This is a genomic window from Streptomyces sp. NBC_00576, assembly GCF_036345175.1.
In the GTDB taxonomy this organism is placed as follows: domain Bacteria; phylum Actinomycetota; class Actinomycetes; order Streptomycetales; family Streptomycetaceae; genus Streptomyces.
This window is the reverse complement of record NZ_CP107780.1, coordinates 10,893,346-10,919,009: the sequence shown is the minus strand read 5'-3', so window position 1 is coordinate 10,919,009 and position 25,664 is coordinate 10,893,346. Positions and strand designations below refer to the sequence as shown.

General features: G+C 66.7%; 18 protein-coding genes and 4 pseudogenes. 8 read left to right on the top strand and 14 right to left on the bottom strand.

What is annotated here, in order from left to right:
• Positions 1-294 precede the first annotated feature (294 nt).
• Positions 295-705, bottom strand: a complete 411-nt coding sequence (locus OG734_RS47485) for a hypothetical protein (RefSeq protein ID WP_330285381.1) — start codon at positions 703-705, stop codon at positions 295-297.
• Between the two features lie 416 nt (positions 706-1,121).
• Between OG734_RS47485 and OG734_RS47480 the strand changes: the two genes are divergently transcribed.
• The 5 genes and pseudogenes from OG734_RS47480 (at position 1,122) to cdgB (ending at position 6,947) form a co-directional block, all read left to right on the top strand.
• Entirely contained in the window at positions 1,122-1,490 is a 369-nt protein-coding gene (locus OG734_RS47480) for a hypothetical protein (RefSeq protein ID WP_330285382.1), read from the top strand.
• 11 nt (positions 1,491-1,501) lie between these two features.
• The gene (locus OG734_RS47475) at positions 1,502-4,177 is read left to right on the top strand and encodes a DEAD/DEAH box helicase (protein WP_330285383.1); all 2,676 of its coding nucleotides are present in this window, start codon (positions 1,502-1,504) and stop codon (positions 4,175-4,177) included.
• A gap of 91 nt (positions 4,178-4,268) precedes the next feature.
• A complete protein-coding gene (locus OG734_RS47470; RefSeq protein ID WP_330285384.1) occupies positions 4,269-4,613 on the top strand; it encodes an effector-associated constant component EACC1 in 345 nt (114 codons plus the stop codon).
• Positions 4,614-4,622: 9 nt separating this feature from the next.
• Positions 4,623-5,282: pseudogene (locus tag OG734_RS47465) on the top strand (caspase family protein); the annotation flags it as partial.
• A 102-nt stretch (positions 5,283-5,384) separates the two neighbouring features.
• Entirely contained in the window at positions 5,385-6,947 is a 1,563-nt protein-coding gene (gene cdgB / locus OG734_RS47460; RefSeq protein WP_443065051.1) for a diguanylate cyclase CdgB, read from the top strand.
• 99 nt (positions 6,948-7,046) lie between these two features.
• Here cdgB and OG734_RS47455 read toward each other — a convergent pair.
• The 12 genes and pseudogenes from OG734_RS47455 to OG734_RS47400 all read right to left on the bottom strand — a co-directional run bounded on the left by OG734_RS47455 (position 7,047) and on the right by OG734_RS47400 (position 21,113).
• Positions 7,047-8,315, bottom strand: a pseudogene (locus OG734_RS47455) (IS701 family transposase).
• Positions 8,316-8,382: 67 nt separating this feature from the next.
• A complete protein-coding gene (locus OG734_RS47450) occupies positions 8,383-8,928 on the bottom strand; it encodes an AAA family ATPase (RefSeq protein WP_330285385.1) in 546 nt (181 codons plus the stop codon).
• Positions 8,929-9,305: 377 nt separating this feature from the next.
• Positions 9,306-10,331 (bottom strand): hypothetical protein, encoded by a 1,026-nt coding sequence (locus OG734_RS47445; protein WP_330285386.1) that lies wholly within the window; start codon positions 10,329-10,331, stop codon positions 9,306-9,308.
• Positions 10,332-10,418: 87 nt separating this feature from the next.
• Positions 10,419-10,604, bottom strand: coding sequence for a hypothetical protein (locus OG734_RS47440; protein ID WP_330285387.1), 186 nt, complete (start codon positions 10,602-10,604; stop codon positions 10,419-10,421).
• 233 nt (positions 10,605-10,837) lie between these two features.
• On the bottom strand, positions 10,838-11,158 hold the full coding sequence (locus OG734_RS47435) for an MmyB family transcriptional regulator (protein WP_330285388.1): 321 nt from the start codon (positions 11,156-11,158) through the stop codon (positions 10,838-10,840).
• 21 nt (positions 11,159-11,179) lie between these two features.
• Positions 11,180-11,329 carry a hypothetical protein gene (locus tag OG734_RS47430; protein WP_330285389.1) on the bottom strand — a complete coding sequence of 50 codons (150 nt, stop codon included), beginning with the start codon at positions 11,327-11,329 and terminating at the stop codon, positions 11,180-11,182.
• A gap of 30 nt (positions 11,330-11,359) precedes the next feature.
• Positions 11,360-11,545 (bottom strand): annotated as a pseudogene (locus OG734_RS47425) (ISAs1 family transposase); the annotation flags it as partial.
• Between the two features lie 98 nt (positions 11,546-11,643).
• Positions 11,644-11,979 (bottom strand): annotated as a pseudogene (locus OG734_RS47420) (ISAs1 family transposase); the annotation flags it as partial.
• Between the two features lie 84 nt (positions 11,980-12,063).
• Positions 12,064-12,267: a transposase family protein gene (locus OG734_RS47415; RefSeq protein ID WP_330285390.1), complete on the bottom strand. Its 204-nt coding sequence runs from the start codon at positions 12,265-12,267 to the stop codon at positions 12,064-12,066.
• A gap of 152 nt (positions 12,268-12,419) precedes the next feature.
• Positions 12,420-13,237 (bottom strand): IS5 family transposase gene (locus OG734_RS47410; RefSeq protein ID WP_443065050.1). Its coding sequence is split into 2 segments (ribosomal slippage): positions 12,420-12,880 and positions 12,880-13,237, totalling 819 coding nucleotides; the frame shifts between segments, so codons are not numbered across the junction.
• A 443-nt stretch (positions 13,238-13,680) separates the two neighbouring features.
• Positions 13,681-14,628, bottom strand: coding sequence for a hypothetical protein (locus tag OG734_RS47405; protein WP_330285391.1), 948 nt, complete (start codon positions 14,626-14,628; stop codon positions 13,681-13,683).
• A 107-nt stretch (positions 14,629-14,735) separates the two neighbouring features.
• A complete protein-coding gene (locus OG734_RS47400; RefSeq protein ID WP_330285392.1) occupies positions 14,736-21,113 on the bottom strand; it encodes an RHS repeat-associated core domain-containing protein in 6,378 nt (2,125 codons plus the stop codon).
• Between the two features lie 258 nt (positions 21,114-21,371).
• Between OG734_RS47400 and OG734_RS47395 the strand changes: the two genes are divergently transcribed.
• Positions 21,372-22,637: a phospholipase D-like domain-containing protein gene (locus OG734_RS47395; RefSeq protein WP_330285393.1), complete on the top strand. Its 1,266-nt coding sequence runs from the start codon at positions 21,372-21,374 to the stop codon at positions 22,635-22,637.
• A 247-nt stretch (positions 22,638-22,884) separates the two neighbouring features.
• On the top strand, positions 22,885-23,283 hold the full coding sequence (locus OG734_RS47390; protein ID WP_330294031.1) for an MmyB family transcriptional regulator: 399 nt from the start codon (positions 22,885-22,887) through the stop codon (positions 23,281-23,283).
• A 151-nt stretch (positions 23,284-23,434) separates the two neighbouring features.
• Here OG734_RS47390 and OG734_RS47385 read toward each other — a convergent pair whose 3' ends face one another.
• Complete coding sequence (locus OG734_RS47385) at positions 23,435-24,724, bottom strand: IS256 family transposase (RefSeq protein ID WP_330285394.1); 1,290 nt, start codon at positions 24,722-24,724, stop codon at positions 23,435-23,437.
• A gap of 521 nt (positions 24,725-25,245) precedes the next feature.
• Here OG734_RS47385 and OG734_RS47380 point away from each other — a divergent pair.
• Positions 25,246-25,653, top strand: a complete 408-nt coding sequence (locus OG734_RS47380) for a hypothetical protein (protein WP_330285395.1) — start codon at positions 25,246-25,248, stop codon at positions 25,651-25,653.
• The last annotated feature ends 11 nt before the right edge of the window (positions 25,654-25,664 follow it).

Here is a 25,664-nt window from a genome sequence, read left to right as displayed (position 1 = left end):
TACCACATCGCTGCGCGATGTGCAAGCGAACACCCCCGCTGCGCGGGGGTGTTGCGCTCCCGCTCCGCGGGAGCGTTGGCGGGACGCTGCGCGTCCCGCTCACCCGCCTTGCTGCGCAAGGCGGGTGACGCTCCGTCCGCTGTGCTCCCGGAGCTGCGGGGGTACGTCCCCGCTTGGTGGCCTCCGCTGCGCTTCAGCCACCCTGTGGCGCTGCGCGCCAACACGGCCAGCCCCGCTGTGCGGGATCGGCCAATGGGCCTACGGCCCGGGCGGCAAGGAGGGGTGGGTTGCCTCTTACTCGGGCTGAGTGACTGCCAGGGCCCAGCGGATGTTCTCGTCTGAAGCGTCGACTCCTATGGTGAAGGATCCTGCCTGTACGACGCCTGCATTCATGGTCACCGAACCCCTCCCCGCAGTGCCGGCGGGGCAGTCCACCGTGAACTCGGCCACTCGTCTCTGCTGTGACTCCATCGTCACCCCCACACTGCCCCCGCCTTCGCATGCCACGGTGAGCACGGTCGGCAGTCCCTCCCATGCCCCGCCGGATGCGACTCCCCCATCACCGGTCATCTCTTCAACCCACACCAGCCCTTCCGGTCCCGGGTGAGGGAGAAGACCATCGGCCGCCATGGTGGGCGTAGCCACTACGCCCACCATGGCTAAGGCCGCCAGCATCGCCGCAGTGGCGGTCTTCCTCGCGCTCATTACGCCTGCCTCTCCTGATTGCCTGTCATGACATGGTCATTCTGATACGGGGGCGGGCCTTCGTGCATGAGTATGCGAACTCACGACAACGGCAGCCACCCCGTGACGTTCTCAGGCACTGCGTGGTGTGGAGCAGCTGCCCTTCGCGATGTAGTGCGGATGTTGACCGACTGCTGCCTCTTGAATTGATGCAGCATGTAGGATTGGAAAAATTATGGCACACCTTCTCCTAGGTTCTTGTTGATTGGCGGGGCACCTTGGTCGGGCAGGTTGTATCGGCGGAGATCTCACGTCACAACTGGGACGGAATGGAGTGTGGCTGCATGCGGGCCGCCGGTCACGTCCCCCGAGATTTCCTTGCCTCGTTGAGCGGGGCGCCACCTGAGCGAGTAGGGGAAAGGTGGGCGGACAATCACGTGTACATCCAGTCCAACCTGATGGCACCGGCCGTGGCCACCGCCTCCATGGTGTCTGCCGCTCTGGCTGACCCGCTGGTGCCGCTCGTCTGGAGGCGCAGCCTCATCCAGGTCTTGTGCGCGCTGTGTTACGGCGAGCAGGACGACATCGCGGAGGCCTGCCGGAGGGCCGTCCGCGGGCGCGTGTGGGTGTTGTACGAGGAGATCGGCTCGGGGCGTGCACTAGACGCGGCCGCGTACGCCTTCGAGCTTCTCACGGGCTTCCCGGAAGAGAGGGAAAGGCTCATCTGCTTCCAAGAGAGGTACCGCGCTCACCTACCGGCGGACCTCCGTGCAGAGAATTTCGACGTGAACAGCATCGACGGGTGACGGGACTCGGCATGAGGGCGATTACGCTCAGGGAACACCAGGTCGACCAGAAGTCGAAATTCCGTAAGTGGGTAGGATTTCCTGCAAGATCGTCTGTGCCCCCTCAGGGAGCACGGGGCACGATCGTGTCCGCGACCGGATCGGGCAAGACGATCACCGCCGCCTCGTGCGCGCTGGAGTGCTTTCCCTGCGGGCGCATCCTCGTGACCGTGCCGACTCTGGACCTGCTCGTGCAGACCGCCCAGGCGTGGCGCCTGGTGGGCCACCGCTCCCCCATGGTCGCGGTGTGCTCGCTCGAGAACGACCCGGTGCTGAACGAGCTGGGGGTGCGCACCACCACCAACCCGATCCAACTCGCCCTGTGGGCAGGGACGGGGCCCGTGGTCGTGTTCGCCACGTACGCCTCTCTCGTGGACCGCGAGGATCCCGAGGATGTGACGGGCCGGGCCAAGGTACGCGGGCCGCTGGAGGCCGCCCTGGCGGGCGGAGAGCGCCTGTACGGACAGCAAATGGACGGTTTTTGGCTCGCCATCGTGGACGAAGCCCACTCAACCGCTGGCGATCTTGGCAGGCCATGGGCCGCGATCCACGACAACACCCGCATCCCCGCCGACTTCCGGCTCTACCTCACCGCCACCCCACGCATCCTCGCCTCACCCCGACCACAGAAAGGCGCGGACGGCCAGGAGCTGGAGATCGCGAGCATGACCGACGACCCGGACGGCACGTACGGGTCTTGGCTCGCCGAGCTCGGGCTCTCGGAAGCAATCGAACGCGAAATCCTCGCCGGGTTCGAGATCGACGTCCTGGAGATCCGCGACCCCTCCCCCGCCCTCGGGGAATCAGAGGAGGCACAGCGAGGCCGGCGCCTGGCACTACTGCAGACCGCCCTCCTGGAGCACGCCGCAAGGTGGAACCTGCGCACCGTCATGACCTTCCATCAGAAAGTGGAGGAGGCGGCGGCGTTCGCGGAGAAGCTGCCGGAGACGGTCGCAGAGTTGTACGTCACGGACGCCGATGACGAGACCATGGTGAAGGCGGAGAGGGAACTGCCCGCGTCGTCGATCGACGCGGAGTTCTACGGCCTGGAGGCCGGCCGCCACGTCCCGCCGGACCGGGTGTGGTCGGCGTGGCTGTGCGGCGACCACACGGTGGCCGAACGGCGGGAGGCGCTGCGGCAGTTCGCCAACGGCATCGACGCCAACAACCGGCGCGTACACCGCGCGTTCCTCGCCTCCGTGCGGGTCCTCGGAGAAGGCGTCGACATCACCGGCGAACGCGGAGTCGAGGCCATCTGCTTCGCCGACACCCGCGGCTCCCAAGTCGAGATCGTCCAGAACATCGGCCGCGCGCTCCGCTTGAACCGCGATGGCTCCACCAAGGTGGCCAGGATCATCGTGCCGATCTTCCTGGAGCCGAACGAGGACCCCACCGACATGGTCGCCAGCGCCAGTTTCCGCCCCCTTGTCGCGATCCTCCAAGGGCTCCGCAGTCATGATGACCGACTCGTTGAGCAGCTCGCCTCCCGCGCCCTCAGCCGGGTCAGGGAGCAGCACAAGGCCCACGTGCAGCGGGATGAGGAAGGCCGGATCGTCGGCGCCGGCGGGGAGGGTGACGGCGAGGACCAGGCGCACCACGACACCCAGGCCGCCGCCGAATCGGCCCTGCTCCACTTCAGCGCTCCCCGGGACGCGGCGACCATCGCCGCGTTCCTGCGCACCCGCGTCTACCGGCCGGACAGCCTCGTCTGGTTGGAGGGATACCAGGCCCTCATCCGCTGGCGGGCAGAGAACGAGATCACCGGGCTCTACGCCGTTCCCTACGACGTAGAGGTCGAAGTCGGGGTCACGAAGGCATTTCCGCTTGGGCGATGGGTCCATCAACAGCGGAAATCCCTGAGGGCCGGGGAGCTGGAGCCGCGGCGCAAGGAGCTCCTGGACGCCCCGGAGGCCGGGATGGTGTGGGAGCCGGGCGAGGAAGCGTGGGAGTTCAAAATCTCCGCGCTGCGGTCCTACCGGCGGGCCACCGGGCACCTTGCTCCGCGTCAGGACCAGGTGTGGGACGAGGGCGACGCGATGGTGCCCATCGGGCAGCATGCCGCCAACCTCCGGCGCAAGGGCGGCCTCGGGAAGGACCCGGAGCGGGCGGCAGAACGCGCACAGCAGCTGACGGCGATCGACCCCGACTGGGACTGCCCGTGGCCGCTCGACTGGCAACGCCACTACCGCGTCCTCTCCGACCTGGTCGACGCCGACGGCGCCCTGCCCGAAATCCAGCCCGGCGTGCTGATGGACGGCGATGACATCGGTCGGTGGCTCCAGCGGCAGTCCCAGCCGGGTACTTGGGCGCAGCTGTCGACCGAGCAGCAGAAGCGGCTGACCAAGCTGGGCGTACAGCCCGTCCAGGCGCCGTCTCCGGTCCCTGCGGCTACGCGGGCGACGAAGGGTCCGGGCAAGGCGCAGCAGGCGTTCCAGTGCGGCCTGGCAGCCCTCGCGCAGTGGGTCGAGAGGGAAGGCGCCCACCGGCCTGTACCCCGCGGCCACGCTGAAGAGATCGCCGTCGACGGCGAGACAGAGCCGATAGTGATCAAGCTAGGTGTATGGACATCGAATGTCCGTTCTAGGCGGGACAGGCTCACCCAGGAGCAGCTCGACGCACTGCGGGAACTGGGCATGGAGTGGGCATAGGGCCAGACCGTCATAGATCAGCTGGGACCTCTGTCTTTCGGCTCTATGCTGACTGCTCCGGACGCCGAGAACTGGGGGGACAGTCGTGCGAGTGACACTACGGATCCATGACGACAGCGTTGAGGAGGAAACCCGCTCGCTGCACGACTGGTTTGAGGCGGACCGTGCTCTCCGCCGTAGCTCACAGATTGAGATGCTCTCGTCCGAGAATCCTGTCGCTGGCGCGCAGGGAACGGTCCTCGATCTGGTTTCGCTCGTGCTCGGTAGCGGCTTTAGTGCGGCTTCGCTTGGAATATCGGTCGCCTCGTGGCGCTCTACCCGACCGCAGCGGCCAACCGTGACGCTAGAGCGTCCGGACGGCCGCACGGTAACGATCAGCGGTGCGTCAGCGAGCGAGACGCAGCGCATGGTGGAACAACTGCTCAGCGAGGACTGAAACTGAAGCATGGGCGCGCTTCCTGTTCCTCAGCAGTCCAGTGCACTGTTCATCGGTGTAGATGAGTTCACATCGCTCGAGATCCTGCCAGCTGTGAAGCGAAACCTGTCCACGTTGGTGGATCTATTCGCCGACGACGTATGGGGCTTGGGATCTCCTCGTTGTGAGCAGTTACTCAATCCGTCCTCGATGAGGGAGGTAGATGAAGCAATCTTTCGTTCAGCACGGTTAGCCTCGGACACCTTTCTGCTGTACTACGCAGGGCATGGCTTGCTCGATCTAAAGGGTCGTCTGCACCTGGCGATGTCTGACAGTGATCCGCGGGCTGTTCATTCCACAGCCTTTCCGTACGACTGGGTACGCATGGGACTGGCGGCTAGTCCCGCCCAGCGCTGCATCGTTGTTCTTGACTGCTGCTTCAGTGCGCGAGCCATGGGAGTGCAGTCCGCCGGCTCTGCGAGCATGGTGCAACTAGCCGAGGCCGAGGGAACCTACGTGCTTGCGGCCGCAGCTGAAAATGCGTTCGCTCTGGCTCCTCCAGGTGAGGCGTATACGGCTTTCACTAGTGCTTTGGTGCGTGTGTTGACGGACGGCATCGCTGATGCACCCGAACTGCTCGACGTGGATACTGTTTTCCGGGGCATGCAGTCAATTCTCCGACGTCAGGGACATCCTGAACCACAGTCGCTGAGCCGGAACCAGGTTGGGCGGACCGCCTTCGCTCGAAATGCCGCTTACACATTAGATGACACAAATTCACTCCAAGACGCCATCCAGGCTCTCCACCAGGCGAACTCTCTGGCCGATACTCTGCAAGCTGTCCCTGACGGCATAGTCACCGGCCTGGGGTACGAGCGGGCGTCCGTCAACCTTGTCCGCCCGGACGGCGACCTCGTCGTCGCAGCGTATGCAGGAAACACCGCTGTCGAGGCTGACATCAACGGCCGTGTCGGCTCACGCGACATCTGGGAAAATCTACTCGCCGCCGGAGAAGCGTGGGGGGATCTACGTTTCGTATCCCACGCCGAAATCGAGGCCCTTTGCGCCATCCCTCACTGGTCGATCGAGGGCCCCTTGCCTCGCTACGAAGGAGAGTGGCACCCTGCCGACCGGCTCTTCGCTCCTATGTACGTACCCAGCGTCAAGGGTGGCTCGTCCGCTGAATTGCTCGGTGTGATCTGCGTGGACCGACCGCGCAACAACCGCTTGCCGGGTCTCGAGCAGCGCAAGACCCTGCAGTCGTACGCCTTCCAAGCCGCCATCGCCATCCACAGCAGTCGACTCAGGGCTAACATGCAACGCGCCCTTATCCGGCTGGAACGCGAGCAACAGGCAATCCGTGCCAGCGAGGAATCATTCCGGCAGGCTTTCGAGTATGCCCCCTCAGGCATGGCCATCGCCGAGATGGGCGGCGACCAGCACGGTCATATTCTCCGGACGAACGACGCCTTGTGCCGGCTGCTGGGCCGCCCCGCCTCCGCGATGCGCCGCTACTCCTTCTCCGACCTCGTCCATCCTGAGGACATAGGCACCATGCTGCGCACCTCCGCCGAGGGCGGCCGCGCTGAGCTGCGCCTCGGACGCCGCGACGGCACCTATATATGGGTTTCCCTTCGCAACTCCGTCATTGCCGACGCCGCCGACGGCCCGCGCTTCCTTCTCACCCACGTCGAGGACATCGAGGAGCGCAAGCGCCGCGAACTCCAACTCGCCCACCGCGCCTCCCACGACTCCCTCACTGATCTGGCGAACTCCGTCGAGCTGCGCTCCCGCCTCTCCTCCCGTCTCTGTCAGCCCTCGCAGCCGAGAATCCCTGACTCCCCGAACCTCGCTGGCCCCCCTTACAACGACCACACCTGGAATTCCCCTTCGGACAGCGCCAACATGTTCGACGCCTCCCGACACCACGTGCACGTCATCGCCCCCGAGAGCGACAGCGCTAAGGGGCTCGCGGTCCTCTTCTGCGACCTCGACGGCTTCAAGTCGATCAACGACCGCTTCGGGCACAACGCGGGTGACACCGTGTTGGTTGAAGTCGCCCGCCGGCTCAGCCAGGGAGTATGGGACGGCGATACCGTAGCCCGGCTCCGCGGCGACCAGTTCGTTATCCTCGCCGATCAGCGCAGCAAGGCTGAGGCTGACGGCCTCACCCAGCGGCTGCGGAACGACATCATTCAACCGATCCGGATCGACGGCCGCGCCATGCGAGTTGGAGTCAATATCTCCATCAGCTGGGCCCAATGCGGCAGAACAGCAGAGGAGACGCTGCACGCTGCAGACCTGCAGATGGACAACGCCAAGCGTTCACGGCACACAAAAAGAGGGACAACCTAGTAGGACTCCGTTAGGTTGCTCTGGCTCTTGGGTTTGGGCTGGTGGTGGATGTTCTGGGCAGGGGGCGGTGGCAGGTGGTGCAGGTGCCGGTCCAGCAGTTCAGCAGGTCCTGGATGGCGTCGAGGGTCTGGTAGAGGGTGAGTCCGCTGTATCGGCTTTTGGGGCCAGGTGCTGTTCGGTGAGGAACGCGTGTGCGGCGGTGACCAGGGTGACGTGGTGATGCCAGCCGGTCCAGGAACGTCCCTCGAAGTGGTCCAGGCCGAGGCCGTGCTTGAGCTCCCGGTAGTCATGCTCGATGCGCCAGCGGATCTTGGCCAGGCGGACCAGTTCGGCCGGCGCGGTGGTGGCGGGCAGGTTGGACAGCCAGTAGCCGGTGGGTGCTTCGGCGTCCTCGGGCCATTCGACCAGCAGCGTCACCTCGGGCAGGACGCCGTCCCAGCGGCTGTGCTCTGCAGTGGCGGCGGCCTGGGCCAGACGGCGGGCCCGGACCCCTGCCGGCCGCACCCGCAGTGCCAGAAAGCGCGAGCGCATCGGCCCGCGTGAGCCTTCACGCCAGGTCACCTCGGTGAACGCCTGCCGCCCATGGCAGGCCGCCAGCGCGGCCACCGAGGACGGCTTGTCGCGGTAGCGGGCCTGCGGCCGTTCCCGGACCAGGCCGGGGCGGTGGGCCGCACGTCGTGCGGGTGGACCGTCACGTCCGAACGGACCGCCACGACATAGCCGATGCCCCTGCCGTTCAGGCCGTCGCGGAAGTCGGCGTTCTGCCCGTAGCCGGCGTCGGCCACCACCACCGGCGGCACCAGCCCCCACCCGGCCAGCTCGTCGAGGATGTCCAGGGCCAGGCGCCATTTCTCCCGGTGCCCGGCCTCCTGCGGTATCCCGGTCTTCTGCCGCCGCACGGCATCGTCCGCCCACTCCTGCGGCACGAACAACCGCCACTGCAGCGGACAGGAAGCGGTGTCGGAGACCGCGTGCACGCTTACCGCGACCTGGCAGTTGGCCTGTTTGCCCAGCGCCCCGCAACTGGTGCGCGACCGCCACCGACATCTTCCCGTCCTTGGGGAACGACACGTCATCGACCGCCCAGGCATCCGGGCCAATTCTCGGCACCATCCGCTCCGCAATCCGCCGCCTAACCGGCACCGGATCCCAGGTCGACTGGTTCACGAACTGCTGCAGGTTCTGCTCGTTGCCGTCCGGCAGCCGCTGGGCCATCGGCTGGATCGACTTCCGCCGTCCGTCCAGCATCAGTCCCCGCAGATAGCAGTCGCCCTTCGCCCGCTGATCCTTGCGCGGCACCGACGAGAACACGTCAGCCACGAATAACGCCAACGTCGCCCGAGCACGGTTCACTTCATGTGCGTCCACACTGCCAACATGCCCCCAAACAGGACCGCGAGACAGACCTAACGGAGTCCTACTAGGACAGGGACGCTCAACGATCGAGTGCGGGAAGGTCGGCCAGGCCGGTGTCGAGCATGATGCGGTCGATGGTCTCCTTCAGGGTGCTGTCGTCGCCGATGACGGTCTCGGTGCCTCCGGACAGGAGATCGAGCTCCCGGTACCAGTCCCGCAGCTGCGGCTCGCTGACCTCGTTCGCGATCGGTTTGGCGGCGTGGCGGGCGAGGGTCTGCTCGAACGGTACGTGCAGGTAGTAGAGGTGGGTTGGGCCACGGTGATCAGCGAACAGTCGGGCGAGCATGTCGCCATAGTGGTCGGCGTACAGAATCCCTTCGACCACTACGTGGTATCCGGCGTCCAAGGCGTAGCGGGCGATCAGGCCGATCAGGCCGATGTTCGCGGCGCCCGGCCGATCCCGCTCACGCAGGACGATCCGGCGCAGGTTGTCCTGGCCGACAACAGCCAGGCCGCGGCCGAAGCGGTCGCGGATGCCGGCTGCGACGGACGACTTCCCCGACGCGCTGTTGCCGCGCAGCACGACCAACCGGGTTTCTTCGGTGCCCACCGTCACGACGGTCACGCTACCGGCGGCGAGTCGCCATCCTCGCGATCGGCACCCGACGGCAGCAGCTTGGTCACCCGGTGACAGCCATGATCATTACCGCTGCGCAACGTGAGCAGGGACAGTCGTCCCATCCTTGCTGACACCCATTCAATGCCATCACCGCACCCATTCACAGCCGTCGACGGCGAGACAGAGCCGATAGTGATCAAGCTAGGCGTATGGACATCGAATGTCCGTTCTAGGCGGGACAGGCTCACCCAGGAGCAGCTCGACGCACTGCGGGAACTGGGCATGGAGTGGGCGTGACACCGGCCGCGGTTGGTCGTTGAACCGGGCGGTCAAGCGAAGTGCACTGAGTGGCCCCGGGCGTTATCGCCCGGGGCTTCGTGCTGTCACGGCAGTTCCGTGTCGAAGAACTTGATCACTGAGGTGACCAGCATGAGGGCGTACACCGTGTTGATACGCGAGTACTGGGTCCGAGAGACGCCGTGTGCGCTGGGATGGCGACCGAAGGTACGCGGGATGGGGTCGCCGTTCTTGGCGTGGTACTTGGCGTGCGCGTACCAGACCGGGGCGAAGGTACAGGCGACCTTGAACTTGTGGTCCTCAAACTTGAACTTGACGCCCGTGGTCTTGAAGTCGTTCTTCGTGAGCTCGATGCGGAAGTCTTTGTCGAAATGGCGCTGGAGAAGGGAGTCGAGCAGGTTGGCGGCCAATGCCTGAGCCGCGCTGGTGTGGCCGGCTCGTAGGGCATGGACGACATCGAGGGCGAAGTCGCGGGCATCCTGCACGTCCGGGTGCGTGACCTCTTCGAGCACCGCCTCGCAGTCGTTGACGATGCCCGTCCAGCGTCGGCCGATGATTCGGCGCCGGGCGGCCGCATCCGGCGCATCCAGCAGGGCACGCACCGTCTGAGGCCTGGGCACCCACATAAGGGGGATGCCCTCTTCAACCAGGAGCTCTTCCAGGTCATCCAGATCGGGCCTGACCTCGCGCAAGTTCTCCGGGTAGAGCCTGTCGATGACGTCACCGAGGGAGGCGAAGACACTGTGCCACTGGGGTGGCCGGTAGGTCGCGGCCAGCGGCTCCAACGCCTTCCGGACCATGTCGTTGAAGCCCGTCAGGTCCGCCATCTGCCTGCCGAGGTTCTCCGTGAAGGCGGTCATCCGGATCAGCGAAGAATCAACCACGATCCGAGGAAGAACCGGGCGCATCCTCAGCGCAGGGGAATCAGCGATCATCTTGCTGATCCACGCGTTTTGGCTCTGAAAATAGCCGTGCAACGGCTTGAGCGCCGACGCATAAAAGCGCGAAAGATCAACCAGCTCCGCCTGGCCCGCGTCCTCGGGCTCGTCAGGCTCCTGGTCCTCCGCCTGATCCATGTCCTCGGGCTCGTCAGGCTCCTTATTTTCAGCCATGGCTACATGATCCCACGCTTCCATGCGCGCTCATCAGGCATTTTTGCCGTCCCCGGCTATGTCAGCCCCGCGTGGAGCGGTCGGTGACTACCGCCGACGCGGGATGGTGACCCGGACCTCCGCCAGGACGACGCCGGTCACCAGGTCGCGGTGCACGGGGACATACAAGCCCCAGTCCGCGTCACCGGCCGTGAGCCAGCCTCCGGCCCACGGGTCCGGGGTGGTCGACAACTCACGGCCACCGAGCGGGCCGCCCACGAGTCGGACGATCACAGCGGTACTCCCATCCGGCGGGATCCTCCCGCCTTCACCCCTTAGCGGGACTCGGCAGCAAAAGGACAGCACCGGAGCGCACGGTGGAAAGGATCGGCTGTGACCTGGACGCCGCCGGAACCCATGCTGACCATTCCCGTGTCCGTGCCCGAGCTGCGGCCTGGCTGGGCGGCAGAGCCCAAGTTATGGACAGGGTTTGGAGTTGTCCGTTGTCCACGCTCCCCGGTCACGTCCTACCGGTCGGCCACGGAGTGGTCGGTTGTGGTTGCGGTCCAGGAGGCGAGGAGGCGCAGGGCGTCGTGGGAGAGGGTGTCGGGTTCGGCGGTCCAGACGACGAGTTGCTGTTCGGGGTCGCCGGCGCAGGTCAGGGCATCCCAGTCGAGGGTGAGGTCGCCCGCGATCGGGTGGCGCAGCGATTTGCTTCCCCTGGTGCGGCTGGCGATGTGGTGGTCGCCCCACCAGCGGCGGAAGTCGTCGTCCGCCAGGGACAGTTCACCGACGAGATGCGCCATGCGCTGGTCCTGGGGATTGCGTCCGGCTTCCCTGCGGAGCATGGCCACGCAGGCAGGGCTTGATCAAGTTCCGGGAGTGTCGGGGTTGTTGGTGATGCCCAGGATGGCGAGTGCTCGTTCGGGTTCGTGGCGGATGGCGCGGGTGGTCTTGGCGATGTTGTCGGCTCCGAGGAGCTTCAGGGTGCCGATGGCGAGGTTGCGGAAGGTAGCCATGGCGCGGGGCGCGTTGCCGGCGTGGACGGTCGAGGCGTCCTCGGCGAAGGTGACATCTCGGATGTAGTGGGAGGAATTTTCGATTCCCCAGTGTTCGCGAATGGCGGCGGCGAGGTCGGCGGGGCTGGTCTGGTGGATGTCCAGGCTGGTGACGGCGTAGACGCTCTCGCGGCTCTCGGGCTTGCCGGTGGGCTTGCGGCGACGGTGGACGCGAATGGCGAGGCGGACGTGCGGGAAGCGATCCCGCCGAGGCTGTCGGCGATGGAACAGGTCTTGATCGACCGGGACTCGCGCCGTCCGTGGGCGGTGCGGGAGGCCGTGTGCTGGACGGTGATCGATGTCCAGGGCAGGGCGGCGAGCTGGGCGTACGCGGTGGGCTGGTTGGTCTTGATGACCGCGATGTAGTGGGCCTTCTTCGTCTCGACCAGCCAGGTGATGTTGGCCTTCACCGAGTGCAGGGCATCGAAGGTGACCACAGCGTCAGCGAGGTGGAGCGGTGCCAGCAGGGGCTTGAAGTGCCGCGTCTCGTTGGTCTTCGCGCCGACCTCGACCTGTGCGAGTGTGGCGACGGGGTGGTGCGTGACCGCCGCGAGCAGGTGCCGGCGCGGCGCATCGAGGCGGGCCGAGCCCTTCAGCGCCTTGCCGTCCACGGCGATGACCCGCCGCCGTCGGGCCGTCGGCGTATCCGCGCACGCGGACTTGCGGTGCTGGTCAGCGAGGTAGGCGCCCACGGCCTAGTCCAAGGCGTCACCGTCGAGCGCCATGAGGACGCGTCCGATGGTGACCGGCTTCGGGCTGCGCCGCCAGCCGAGCAGGTGACGGCGGATCCCGAGGGTTGCCAGCAGGGTGTTCGTGGCCCGCTCGGCGAACTCGGCGATCTCGTCAAGACTCTTCGCGCCGGACACGGCCGCGCAGGCACACACCAGCAGGACCGACACCAGTGAGTACCAGCGGCCCGGCGTGAACGCGGATCGGGCACCGATGCGAGGTAGGGGCGCAGGTCCGCATCCAGCGGACCCAGCACGGCAGGGACAGGGGAAGATGCAACGGCAGGCACGGGGCGTCCTCGTGATCATCTGGCTTAGAGGTCCTAACAAAGGCGTTGGACGTGGCGGTGGGTGATCAGGCAGGTGGCGAGGCCGAGGAACGCTTCGTGGATGTCGTCGCGTCGCTCCCATCGGATGCGCAGGCGGCGGAAGCCGTGCAGCCAGGCGATGGTGCGCTCGACCACGTAACGGAATACCCCGAGGCCGGAGCCGTGTGGCTGGCCTCGTTCGGCGATGACCGGGCGGATGCCGCGAGCCCAGAGCAGGCGGCGGTACTTGTCGTGGTCGTAGCCGCGGTCCGCGAGGAGCGCGTCAGGCCGGCGTCTGGGCCTGCCGACGAGTCCGGCCACGGCCGGAACCTTGTCCAGCAGGGGCAGGAGTTGGGTGACGTCGTTGCGGTTGCCGCCGGTCAGCGACACCGCGAGCGGGATGCCCTGGCCGTCGGTGAGGACGTGGTGCTTGCTGCCCGGCCGTGCGCGGTCGACCGGGCTGGGCCCGCTTTTGGGCCGCGCCGAGCGGCCCGTACGTGGGAGGAGTCGATCACCGCCCGCGACCAGTCCAGCTTCCCCGCGGTCCGCAGCTTCTTTAGCAGCACCAGGTGCAGTTCGTCCCACACTCCGGCCTCGTTCCACGCGGCCAGGCGCCGCCAGCACGTCATGCCGGAACCGAAGCCCAGCTCCTGGGGCAGGTACTCCCACTGGATGCCGGTATGCAGCACGAACAGGATCCCGCACATCGCCTGCCGGTCCGGGACCCGCGGGCGGCCCTCCACCAGCTTCGGACCCGGCCCGGGCAGTAACGGCTCGATGAGCGACCACAGTTCATCCGACACGATCCAAGGCCGCGACTGTCGTTTCCCCACGACCAGACCAACGAGCACCCAGACCGAAAGTCACATGATCAACAACTTCTGTTAGGACCTCTTAGTCACCACAATGATCACGAACCCCCGTGCCTGCACTGCTACCCGCCTCTACCGGCCCTGATCGTCAACCATCAGTGCATCCGGGGAACTTGACGGAGCCCTGGGCGCGGCGTCGCTGTTCCTACAGGGCATCTGCCCGGCGAGGACGTCACGGTTGCTGTTCCGGCCAGCAGGTCTGGCACGGGTGCTGCTGATGAACCAGGCCAAGCGGTTCGGGCATCGCGAGAGGATCAACACCCGCCAGGGCGGCAACCGCCCCAGCAGCCACGTCACCACCAGTGTGGCCGTCTTGAGGCGTCGGCAATCCCCGGGTCTCGGGAGAGCCGTGACGCCGCGCAACCCCAGCAGTCGGCGGCCCTGCAGTCCGGGCCGCCTCGCAGTCAGGAGCGCCCCACCCGGGACGCGTCCTCGAAGGCGAGTCGAATGGTGTCGGAGGAGATGGCCGGTGAGGCCTCGCCCGGCGGCAGCGCGGGCGCCAGCGCGCGGAAGACCGCGTCGACCGCGGCGGGCCCGTACTCCCAGATGTGCTCCGTCGCCCGCAGCAGCGCGCCGCCGCGGGCCAGCGGTTCCACGGCGAAGAAGGCGTCGGCGTCCCGGAGGCGGTCGATGCCGCCCAGCACCTCCACGACGCCCGGGGAGCAGACCGTGATCCACGCGTATCCGCGCAGCACCGAGTCCAGTTCCGCGAAGGTGTCGTCCTGGAAGAGACCGAGTGTGGCTTCCAGGGCGGTGCGGCCGGTGGTGAGTTCCGCGTCGTCCGCGACTCCGCCGAAGAGCACCGTCTCGTGGGCGTGCGCCTGTGACCTGAGGAACGCGATCCAGCGGGACTGAGCCTCGGCTCTGGTACCGGGATCGCCGAACTCCTCGGTGGTGCGGTCCGCGACGAGCGCGATCCAGTCCGGGGCGTCCCTCTCCCGTACGACGGAGACGTCCAGCCAGGGTTCACCCGGAAATCCGTCGGGTCCCACCACGGCCAGCTGCACCTTGGCCTCGGGCGGCATTTTCTCGACGTCCCGGAGGAAGGTCCGCCAATTCTTCGGCGACCAATAGGTCTCGACCTGACGCCCGGAGGCCCGGGTGACGAGCAGTGAGGCCCAGAAACTCCCGGGAGGTCCGTACGTGCTGTTTCCCCCGATAATGGTCGAGGCGCGGGCGGAGAGGTCCAGGTCGTACCCGAACTCCTCGCCCAGCGCCCCGGCGAGTTCGGCCAGGGCCGCGGTGAACCATGCCTCGGCCACCTCGCGATAGGCGGAGCCGTCCTCGGGGCAGGGCAGATCGATCTCAGCACGCAGACTCGAGTTCAGCCCGATCTCGCGCTCCACCGCCATGTCCCGCCCCTTCGCTCCTCCGGACGCACACCGGACCCCACTGACGTCAACCGCAGGCTACTGCACCACGATCGGCGGCCTGAGCAGCCGATCGTGGTGCGGGGCCGTCAAGCCGGGCTCAGGAACAGCGCGGTCAGGAAGGCCACCGTCGCGAGCGCCCCGCTGGTGCTGGTGTCCGGCGTCGTCACCGTCCCCCAGTCCCAGCCCCACTCGTTGTTGGTCTCCGCTCCCGGCAGCGGGGCGAGCTGCGTCGCGCCTGGTGCCGGCTGGTACGGATTCGCGGGCTGGGGCACCCTTTCCGGGACGGTCGTCGGATTCGGCTGCGGGAACGGCGACGGCGAGGGTTTGTCGATCTTCTTCACCTTCGTGTACGTGTACACCTCGATTCCCGCGGCTTTCGACGACGAGCGGACGGTGATGAGTTCATCGCCCTTGATGCTGGGAGCCGACTGCGCCAGCGGGAATGCGAAACCGGCGACGACCTGCCTCTTGTCCCCCTTCGCCCGCAGCTGTTTGGTCAGATACTTGATGTAGTTCTTGAGCTGCGCGGGCCCGGTGGATTCCGCCGACGGTCTCGACGACTTGTAGTTGGCCGATTGCTGGTGCTTGATCTCCCAGACGTAGACCTTCTTGTCCGTCCAGTAGATGAGGTCCGCGTACCCGGTCTTCTTCAGGGATTCTTTCTTGATGTTGATGCTGTTGTACGAGCCGTGCTTGATGGCATTCGCCTTGCGGCTCGTGGTCACGGCCCCGTGGCCGTTGCCGTGGGAGAGGTCGTAGAAGCGAACCGCCATGGCTCTCAGCATCACCGCCGCGTTGTGGCGGGAATTCCACAGCGTGCGCCAGAAGCTGCCGCCGAACAGGAGGTCGAAGAACAGTCCGGACGGGTCGCTGTACGCGATGGGGTTGTTGACGCTGTAGCTGTAGCCGTTGAGGCTCTGCGGCAGATACGGCGTCGCCAGTGGGTCGGGGGACAGGAAGCGGCCCAGACCCGGGTCGTAGAGCCTCGCCCCGAGGAGGGAGAGGCCGGTGGAGTCGTCCTCGGACTTGCCGAGGAAGCCCCGGTCGGTGGCCGAGGGCAGTGCGGTGGCGCCGCGCTGTTCGCCGAACGGCAGGTAACGCCGCCTGGTGACCGCGCCCGTCGCCTGCGCCACCATCAGCTGGGTGGAGCTCTGTGTGTCGGACATCAGCCAGATGAGCGTGCCGTTGGCGGTGCCGTCCGCCACGCGCACGGCCACCGCCGTCTTCTCCAGCGCGTAGTAGCGGCTGGCCTTGGTTCCGGCGGTGGTGGAATGCAGTTCCTGGCCGTCCAGGTACAGCACCTTCTCGTTCTTGGCGGTGCGCATGACGACGTTACCCTCGACGTCGTAGACGTACGTCGACACCTCGTCGCCGGTCTGCTTCTTCTGCGTGACCTTGGTCAGCCGTTGCTGCGGGTCCCAGTCCAGGGTGGAGCTCACTCCGCCGACGGTGCGCGTGGTCAGCTGGCCCTTGTCGTTGTAGCCGTAGATGTCCGTGCCCGACGGCGTGGTGACGGACGTGACCGCGTGCGGGTGCGCCTGGTCGGCCGTGTAGGTCGTCTCGTCGGCGCTGTAGCCCGGGTACTTGTAGTCCCTGACCGTCGTCTCCGTCGCCGTGGCCTTGGTGACGGACTGGATGTTGCCGAGCCGGTCGTAGGTGTACTGGTGCTGGTAGGCGTCGGGACCGGCGAAGTCCGACTGCGGTGTGGTGCCGCAGTTCGTGGCTGCCGTGGTCCAGGCCCCCTTCAGCCGCTGGAGGCCGTCGTAGGTGTAGCACTGCTGCTGGTTCGCGACGATCTCGCGCAGCGCGGTGACGGTTCCCGCGCTGTTGCGGGCGTAGGTGTCCTCCTGAACCTTGGTGGTGGTGCCCGAGGTGAGCGCGTTGGTGGTGACGTTCTTCAGCCAGCCGGTGCCGTTGGCGTCGTCGTAGGCGAAGGTGCGGGTCGCACTGGTGCCGGTGCCCGCTGTGCCGTACGAGCGGGAGATCGTACGGCCGAGGTCGTCGTACCCGACCCCGGACACATAGGTGGCCAGTGCGCTGGACAGCTTGGTCGGGTCGCCGTAGGCCGAGCGCTGGGTGGTGACGGACTCCGCGGGCAGTCCGCCGACCGCCGGGTAGTCGACCGAGGTCGTCTGGTCGTTGGCGTCGTAGTGGTAGCCGAAGGTGTAGCTGCCCTGGAAACCGCTGCCGTCGTTGGGGACGACCGTCGTCTTGGACGTGGCCCGGCCGCGCGCGTCATAGGCGCCCACCGTCGACACATAGCCGTAGCCGCCCGCGTACGAGGTGGTCGAGGCCAGCATTCCCTTGCCGTTGGTGGCGGTGTCCCACTTCCACTCGCTCAGCAACGTGGAACCCGAGGAGACCGACTTCTGGCGGTTCAACTGGTCATACGTGTGCGTGAGGACGGTGGTGCCGTCCGTGACGGTCTCGACGCTGCCGTTGGCGTCGTACGTGTTCGTGCTGACGCCACTGTCGAGATCCTCGGTCCTGAGACGATCTCCCGCCCAGTTGTAGGTGTAGTGGGTGGTGTTGCCCAACGCGTCGTGGACATACTTCAGACCACCGCTGCGCGTGTACTCGTACTCCGTGGTGTAGGACTCCGAGCCGTTGTGCTCGACCACCTTGACGGTCTGGCCGTCGACATCGGTATAGGTGTCCTTGGGCTCCCCCACCGGCGGGAAGACGGTAGTGAGGTCCGCGCCGCCGTAGCTGGTCACGGTCCTGTTCGCCGCCTGCGCGACGTTACCGACCAGGATCTGCGACAGCGTGGTGCGCCCGGCCCAGTCCACCTGCAGGTCGTTGTAGGCCGGGATGTCGGAGACGGCCGGATTGACCATGCCGGAGCCGGCCGCCTGGCTGTTGTAGAACTCCGCCGACGTGCCGGCGACATTGCCCGACGAGTCGTAGCGGGTCACGGTGACCGTGCGGCCCGTGCCCGACGGCGCGGGCATCTGTGTCTCCCGCGCCCGGCCGAGGCCGTCGACGTAGCCGACCGATTTCAGGAAGGTGGTGCCGGACTGGAGGATCTCGGTGGTCACCTTCGCCGGCGCGCCGGTCGCCACGTCGGGCACACCCGTGGAGGACGTGGCGACCGGGACCGCGTAGGAGAACTTCATCGACGGGGTGCCGTCGGGGTAGTTGGCGGACTCGGTCGGCTTGAAGACCTGGATGGTGCGGCCGAGCGCGTCGTAGACGACCCGGCTGATGTTGCCGTTGGCGTCGACGGTCTTCCACGGTTCCCCGAAGAACCGGGAGATGTACGTGGTCGAGGTGAGTGCCGTTCCCCCGCTCGGGGTCGGGGTCGTGGTGGTGATGCCGTTGATCGGCCAGGACGTGTTCGGGTTGTAGGTGGTGGTTGTCAGGTTCTGCTTGCCGTCCCAGGTCTTGGTCCGGCGCCCGGCGTCGTCGAAGTTGCCCTTGGTGGTGCGGTAGGTGGTGGCGTCGGTGTAGGTGCGGACCTCGGTGGCGTTGCCGTCGGTCAGCTTGGTGTCGTTCTCGGACTGGGTCGTGGCGCCGTCGAGGAGCGTGACGGTCCTCTGGTCCTGGTGCAGGGTGTCCTGCCCGGCCGCCTGGTCCTGGGCCTGGGTGGTGCAGGAGACGGAGTAGTGGCGTTCGTCGTCCTGGTACACCATCCACCGCTTGGTGCCGGTCGCGTCGAGCTGGTCGGTGTTGTAGGCCCGCCCGAACTCGGTGCACGTGTTGTCGGAGACGCCGGTCTCGCCCCAGTCGTCCACGCGCATCGGCAGGCCGAAGGTGGTGGAGGCCGTCTCACTGTCGTCGTACTCGTTCTCGACGATGTGCTCGCGCCAGGTCGACAGGTCCGTGTCGGTGGAGTCGTAGACCTTCTCCAGCGTGCGCGTCTTGCTCTCCCGCACCAAGCGGGCGTCCGGGAGGCCCGTGTACTGGGCGGTGTTGTGCATCCAGTACTCGTGCCACTCCCTCGCCTGCGACTTGTCCGCGCTGTCGCGCGTGGAGGTCTCCAGCGGCTTGCCCGCCAGCCACGCGGAGTCGGTCCACTGGGTGCCCTCGGAGTCGGTGACCTTCACCGTCCGGGTCTGCGAGGGGTCCGTCTTGGAGGTGCGGTCGCCGTCCAGGCCCCGGTACAGCCAGTTGTAGGTGGAGTGCCTGTTGGAGTTGGCGCCGGTGGTGACGAGCACCTTGCCGTAGCCGCGCCACTCCGACCAGGACTCGTCCTCGTCCTTGGCGATCGGGTCGGCCGTGAACCGCCAGCCCGGGGCGCCGTCGTACTCGTACGTCGTGGTCATCGCGGGATCGCCGTCCCCGAGATCGCCGGGGTCCACCACGATCTGCGTCACGACGAACTTCTTGAACCAGCCGGTCTGCTCGGTCGTCGTGCCCTCCGGCGTCCACTTCTGCCAGAAGCACTCGGAGTCGTTGGTCGACTGGGAGGGCAGGTCGGCGGCGTCGCACTGCCGGGAGACGTCACCGTCGGAGGCGTGCCCGTAGGTGACGGCCACACTGGAGCCCAGGTCGGTGAAGACCTTGTTGACCCGGCGGAAGTTCAGCAACGAGCCGCCGACCTGGTTGTCCAGGTACACACCGTTGAAGTTGATGGTCGGCAGGGTGACGTCGTCCCCCGCGTAGCCGCGACGCTGGATGTAGTCGAGCCAGAGCGTGCCGTCGATGGCCCCCTCGGGATTCATCAGCGCGTACTTCATCTGGTACTGCATGACCAGGTCCCAGCTCGCCGCGTCGTTGTCGCGGACGTACGTCTTGATGTCCCAGAGCATTCCGCGCTGGAAGAACGTGGGGTAGTAGGTCTTTCCCGCGCAGGACTCGCCGTCCTCCGGGCCGTCGCAGATGAGGTCGACCGGCACGTCCGGGTACGACGAGGGGGACCCGTCGATGGTCGGGCAGTCCGGTGGGGTGCTGTCCAGCGGGTCCTTTTCGTTCATCCGCTCGACACAGCGGTTGACGTGCTGGAACTCCACCTTGGCAGGAAGCTGGGCGCCCGCGGTCTGCGAGGACCAGCCGTACTCGATCCGGCTCAGGTACGCGCCCGCGTCGTAGGAGCGGGCCTTGTCGGCCGCGGCCACCGAACGGTAGTAGTTCTGCTCCTTGTCGTAGAAGTAGGAGTTCTCGACCTCGTTCGGTGTCACCACCCGGTCCAGGCTCCAACGCCAGGCCTGCTTGCAGGGGTTGGGGTACGAGCTGTTGCAGGGCTCGCCCGCGTCGTCACCGACGACGGGGACGGTCAGTACCGAGCTCGTCCTGGCGAGCGAGCGCTCGGAGCGGCCCCAGCCGAAGTAGTAGCGGGTGCCGTCCTGCTGGGTGATCACCCAGAACTCGTCGGTGTTGTCCGAGCCGTAGCCGCCGTTGAGCTTCTGCACCTTCCAGCCGGGATCGTCCTCCATGTGGAAGGAGCCGGTGCCGGTGTTGTCCTGGATGAGCTGCGTCGTCATCCCGTTGATGTTGATGACGTACACGGCGCCGTTCGGGTCCGCCGACGAGTTCGGCGAATCCCAGCACAGGTCGCCGAAGGCCGGGTGCCCGTCCTGGGTGCAGTTCTTGTAGCGGCGCTCGATGTAGCCGAGGTTCAGGTCCCAGCCCATCCCCACCCAAGAGGCCTGGTTGTTGGAGGCCGACGTACGGCCGTCCACCGACTGGGAGTTGTAGGTCAGCGCAAGGTCCGGGGCCTCACCCACCGGGGGTTCGGGCACCTCGATCGGCACCTGGTAGGTGAACGCGCCCGAGCCCATCGACACGTCCCACTTGCCCGTGGGCGACAGCGTGCTCGCCCGGTAGTCGCCCTTGTCGGACGATGAACCCGTGGTCAGCGCGTAGACGGAGGGCCCCGCGAGGGCCGCCATGCCGGAGTACGTCTCGGTCTGCGGCGTGGCCTCGACCGTCGCCGTCAGCTTCTGACCGTCCGTGTCGTTCTTCGCGGGTACGTAGCTGCCGCTTCGGCAGGCCTTCGCCTTCGGGTTGGTTGCCGCGCAGGCCGGCAGCCTGATCAGACGCAGCCGGGAGGCGAAGTCGCCGCCGTAGGCGTGGGCGAAGCCCGAGTAGTCGATGGAGAGTTCCACCGCCCCGGCCCCCCGCCCGCCGTCCCGGCGCGCGAGCCGCACCGCGAGTCCCAGACCGCCGGCGGCCTCGGCCTTCGCGCGCCCCAGCACCTCGACGTCGACCTTGGAGGGCGCGGGGCGCGCTGCCGCGCCCTTGGCCTTCGCGGAGTGCCGGGCCGTACGGACCGACACAACCGATCCCTTGGCCGCCTTGACCGGCGCGGATCCCAGCGCCACGGTGCCACGGCCCGCCTTGGGCCAGGTCACCTTCGCCGGTTTCGTCTGGGACGGCTCGGCCACCTGCGGCACCGGGCTGTCCATTTTTCCGCTCGGCACGCTCGGCTGGTCGCCACTCGGCAACGCCACCGCCGCCGTGGGCGCGAACGCCACGACCGACAAAAGCCCGGCCAGCAATGCCTTGCTGACCAGGGCAGCCACGCTTCGAGAACTCAGACGTCTCACGAAGCTCCCACCCCCCCCACGCGAAAGGAAGATCAATAAATGTTCGCCGAGGGTAGGAACTTCTCATCTGTCATGTCTAGTTCATCAAAAGGGACAAGTGTCATCTTATGGTCATCTCACGGCCAACTCACGCCCAACTCCCAGGCATTCTGCGGGTGTAACTGGTAGTCACACCCGCCTCTCTGTCAACATCCGTTCGACAGATATATGCTCGATCGGCCTCAGGGGGGTCTGGTGCGCTCAGCATCACGCCATGGTTCAAGCCGTCTCGCCGCGGCTCTCTTCTCGGTCTCGCTCGTCGCGGGCCTGCAACTCGGCCTGGCGGACAGCGCGTCCGCGGCCGTCACGGCGGGCCCGGTCTTCAACAAGCCGACCGGCACCGTGGCCGAGCAGCAGGCGATACGTACACAACTGCTCGACTACATCAACCAGTCACCGTCGGGCTCGTCCATCAAGGCCTCGGTCTACCACTTCTGGGACACGGAGCTGGCCCAGGCCATCGCGGACGCCCGCGCCCGCGGCGTCGACATCCAGCTGATGCTGGACGAGAGCGACGTCAGCGACAACGTCGACGACCCGACGTACCCGATCCTGACGGCCGCGCTCGGCACCGACCTCACGAAGAGCTCGTTCGTCGGACTGTGCCCCGTCAACAAGTCATGTCTGGGTGAGCCTTCACAGGGCGCCTCCATCAACCACAACAAGTTCTGGCTGTTCTCACAGCTCGACGGAGCGTACGACGTCGTGGTGCAGACCTCGTCGAACCTGACGCCGTCCAGCTACAGCCGGTTCTGGAACGACGCCTACGTCCTGCCGAACAACGTGACGATCTACACGGCGTACAGCAACTACTTCGGCAAACTCGTGGGCCAGGACTGGGCCAACTGGCAGTACAGCTCGACCACCAGCAGCCCCTACAAGGCCTACTTCTTCCCGCGTCCGGCGGACGATCCGTCACCGGGCGACACCATCACCGGCGTCCTCGACAACGTGACCTGCACCTACACCGAAAACGGCACCACCAAGCACACCAAGGTGCGGGTCGGGATGTTCAAGCTCACCCGGCTCCCGGTGGCGCAGAAGCTGGTCGCGCTCAAGACCGCCGGCTGCACGGTCGACATCGTCTATTCACAGACCGACAGCGGTTCCTCCAGCGGCACTTGGGAGACCCTGCACGCCTCGGGCGGCCCCACGCTGCGCTGCTACAACTGGGACGACGACAACGACCCGGCCACCGCCTCGCGCATCATCCACTCCAAGTACCTGCTGATCGAGGGCAAGTACGACGGCGCGACGGGGCAGAAGGTCCTGTGGACCGGCAGCCACAACTACACCGGCCCTGCCCTCACCAAGAACGACGAGGCGCTCCTCAAGGTCGACGTCGACGCCGACCACGACGCCTACGTCACGGACTTCAACGCGGTGAAGGCCGCCGCCGTGCCCGGCACCGCCGACAACACGAACGCCTGCAAGGGGATCATCAGCACGCCCGAGACCTGATCACAGGGTGGCCCGGTCAGGCCGCGATCAAAGTGCCGGACTGGGTGGCGCCGTCATCGGTGACTACGCTGAGCACGGGGGGCGTGCCTTCCCGACCCGCGCTGTGAACGCGGGCCTACTCGGAGACCTTCAAAGGATCATTCGGGAAGGTACGCCTTCACGTCCCCTCCCGGAACCGATCCACAAGTGCTGAGCATTCCGGCAGTTCTTCGTCGACTGGGAGGCCGCCGCCGTCGCCACCACCGCACTGCTGCGCGCGGAAGCCGGACGCGAACCCCAGGACCGGGCCCTGCGCGAACTCATCGGCGAGCTGTCCACGATCAGTCCCGAGTTCCGCGGCCAGTGGGCCGCGCACGACGTCCGCATCCGCCACGACGGCGCCAAGCGGCTGTGGCACTCCGAGGTCGGCGAGCTGGAGCTGACCTACCATTCCCTGGACTTGCCCGTGTCCCACCGGGCCATGCACGACCTGACCCTCTACACCGCCGAACCCGGCACCACATCCGAAGACCGGCTCAAACTCCTGGCCAGCCTGGCAGCAACCCGGCCTCAGGCAGCAGAGCCCGCTGACCAGCCGCGCCAAGCTGCGCCGTCCTCGCTCGCACCCCGATCCGGCACCGGCGAAAACCGCCCACCCACGCCCTGAAGCTCCCCCAGACCTGTCCACGAAAAAGCGATCACCAGAGGTCCAGGTCAGCGTCATCCACTCCGGCGATCGCCCACAGATCTATCAGCGCCTGCCAACGGCCTGCGGATCAGGGTCTGTCAAACGAGCGGTGTAACTGGGGTTGTTGGAGTTACTGACGGGCTGCCGAGAGGCGGCCGTCGAAGGTGATGTCGAAGGCGTTGAGTGCGGTCTTCCAGCGCATGGTCCAGCGGGCTTGTCCCTTGCCGGTGGGGTCCAGGGACATGATGGCCATGTAGACGCACTTCAATGCGGCCTGCTCGGTGGCGAAATGTCCGCGGGCTTTGACCGCCCGCCGGATCCTGGCGTTGACGGACTCGATCGCGTTGGTGGTGCAGACGATGCGCCGGATCTCGGTGTCGAAGCGGAGGAACGGGGTGAACTCCTCCCACGCGTTCTCCCAGAGCCGCACGATCGCCGGATACTTCCGGCCCCAGGCATCGGCGAACTCGGCGAACCGCTCGAGTGCGGCCTCCTCGGTCGCCGCGGTGTAGACGGGCTTGAGGACGCGGGCGATCTTGTCCCAGTCCTGGCGGGCGGCATAACGGAAGGAGTTCCGCAGCAGGTGCACCACGCAGGTCTGGACCGTGGTGCGGGGCCAGACGGCCTCGACCGCGTCAGGCAGGCCCTTGAGCCCGTCGCAGACCAGCATGAGGACGTCGTTCACACCGCGATTCTTGATCTCGGTGAGGATGTGCATCCAGTGCTTGGCGCCCTCGCCGCCGTCGCCCGCCCACAGCCCGAGGATGTCCCGCCGACCCTCGACAGTGACCGCCAGGGCCACGTAAATGGGCCTGTTGGCAACCGCCCCGTCACGGATCTTCACGTGGATGGCGTCAATGAAGATCACGGGATAGACGGCGTCGAGGGGCCGGTTCTGCCATTCGGCCATCCCGTCGAGAACCTTGTCGGTGATCGTTGAGATCGTCTGCCGGGACACCTCGGCCCCATAGACTTCGGCCAGGTGGGCCTGGACCTCACCGGTCGTCAGGCCCTTCGCCGCGAGCGAGATGACCATCTCGTCCACGCCGGACAGACGCTTCTGCCGCTTCTTGACGATCTTCGGCTCGAAGCTGCCTTCCCGGTCGCGGGGCACGGCTATCTCCACCGGGCCGACATCGGTCAACACGGTCTTGGCCCGGGTGCCGTTCCGTGAGTTGCCGCCGTTCTTCCCGGCCGGATCGTGTTTGTCATAGCCGAGATGGTCGGTGATCTCACCCTCGAGAGCGGACTCCAGGAGCCGCTTGGTCAGCTGCTGGAGCAGCCCGCCCTCGCCGGTCAGCTGAAGGCCCTCGGCCTGAGCCCGGCCCACCAGCTCGTCAATCAGTCGGTTGTCCACAGACTTCGCCGGCGCCTCAGACGGCTCGACGGCCTCGGGCTCAGTCACGTTGTTGCTGGTCATCGATGCATCTTCCATGATCGGGAGTTACACCGAACGTTTTACAGTCCCGCGGATCAGGATGGGGTTCGCGGGGTGGTCCGGCTCCGGGAGGGCAAGGGCAAGGGCACAACAGTAGCGCCGCTGCGAAGGGCGTCGTTTTCGGTTGCAAGCTGACGGATGACCTCCTCGTACAGAGCGAGAGTGCGGCGCAGGTCGGTGTTCTCCTTCCGTAGCCGGCTCAGGTTGGCTTCCGTATGTGCGTCGGATCCGGAGGGTTCCGTCGGCGTCGCAGGCCGGGCCGGCGCCGGGATACGGAGCCGGAAGTGCACGTCGGCCTTCGGGTTCAGGCGAACACGCGGGGTGAGTACCGAGCGGACCGCCCCTTCGGCAACCCTCCTTGGGACGGTGCTGGCATCGTATGAGTCATGAGAACAGCAGGAACGACACCGGAATCGGAGCCCTCAACGCGGAGCGGCCTCACGTCTCTGGGTGAGGTGGCGTGCCGATATCAGGCTGATGAGATCCGCCCGGAGGACCTGCCGATGATTGCTGCCGAGGCGCTCGCGGCCGGGCTGGACACCCCGACGTTGCGCGAGCTCGCCGGATTGCCCCGCAACGCGGATGCCCGCGATATCCGCGACGCGTTTGAGCAAGCACTCTCCGAGGCCGGACTCGAGTTGCCTGATCCGGGCCTGGCACGGCGCCACGCGCTGCGTCGGCTGGCGGCGAGGCTGATCAACGGGGAAATCACTCCCGCCGACCTGGCGACGGACGACTGGTGGGAGACGGAGGTCGAAACCGTTGAGGAACGATCATTCGTATCGCTGATCCCGCAATGCGGGTGCTGCATCGAGTACACGTTGGGGCTTGACCAGCGGACGTGGGCGGCCGAGCTGCGGATCGCCGCGCTCGCCTTGACATCGTCTCCACCGATCGGCCCCGGTTGCTGACTCTGCCCTGA

Excerpts from the sequence above, each read along its gene's own strand:
- OG734_RS47405 (WP_330285391.1), bottom strand. The coding sequence starts at position 14,628 with ATGGCGGTGGAGCGCGAGATCGGGCTGAACTCGAGTCTGCGTGCTGAG.
- OG734_RS47475 (WP_330285383.1), top strand. The coding sequence starts at position 1,502 with ATGAGGGCGATTACGCTCAGGGAACACCAGGTCGACCAGAAGTCGAAA.
- OG734_RS47380 (WP_330285395.1), top strand. The coding sequence starts at position 25,246 with ATGATTGCTGCCGAGGCGCTCGCGGCCGGGCTGGACACCCCGACGTTG.
- OG734_RS47485 (WP_330285381.1), bottom strand. The coding sequence starts at position 705 with ATGAGCGCGAGGAAGACCGCCACTGCGGCGATGCTGGCGGCCTTAGCC.
- OG734_RS47385 (WP_330285394.1), bottom strand. The coding sequence starts at position 24,724 with ATGACCAGCAACAACGTGACTGAGCCCGAGGCCGTCGAGCCGTCTGAG.
- OG734_RS47445 (WP_330285386.1), bottom strand. The coding sequence starts at position 10,331 with ATGGCTGAAAATAAGGAGCCTGACGAGCCCGAGGACATGGATCAGGCG.
- OG734_RS47435 (WP_330285388.1), bottom strand. The coding sequence starts at position 11,158 with ATGCTCCGCAGGGAAGCCGGACGCAATCCCCAGGACCAGCGCATGGCG.
- OG734_RS47430 (WP_330285389.1), bottom strand. The coding sequence starts at position 11,329 with ATGGCTACCTTCCGCAACCTCGCCATCGGCACCCTGAAGCTCCTCGGA.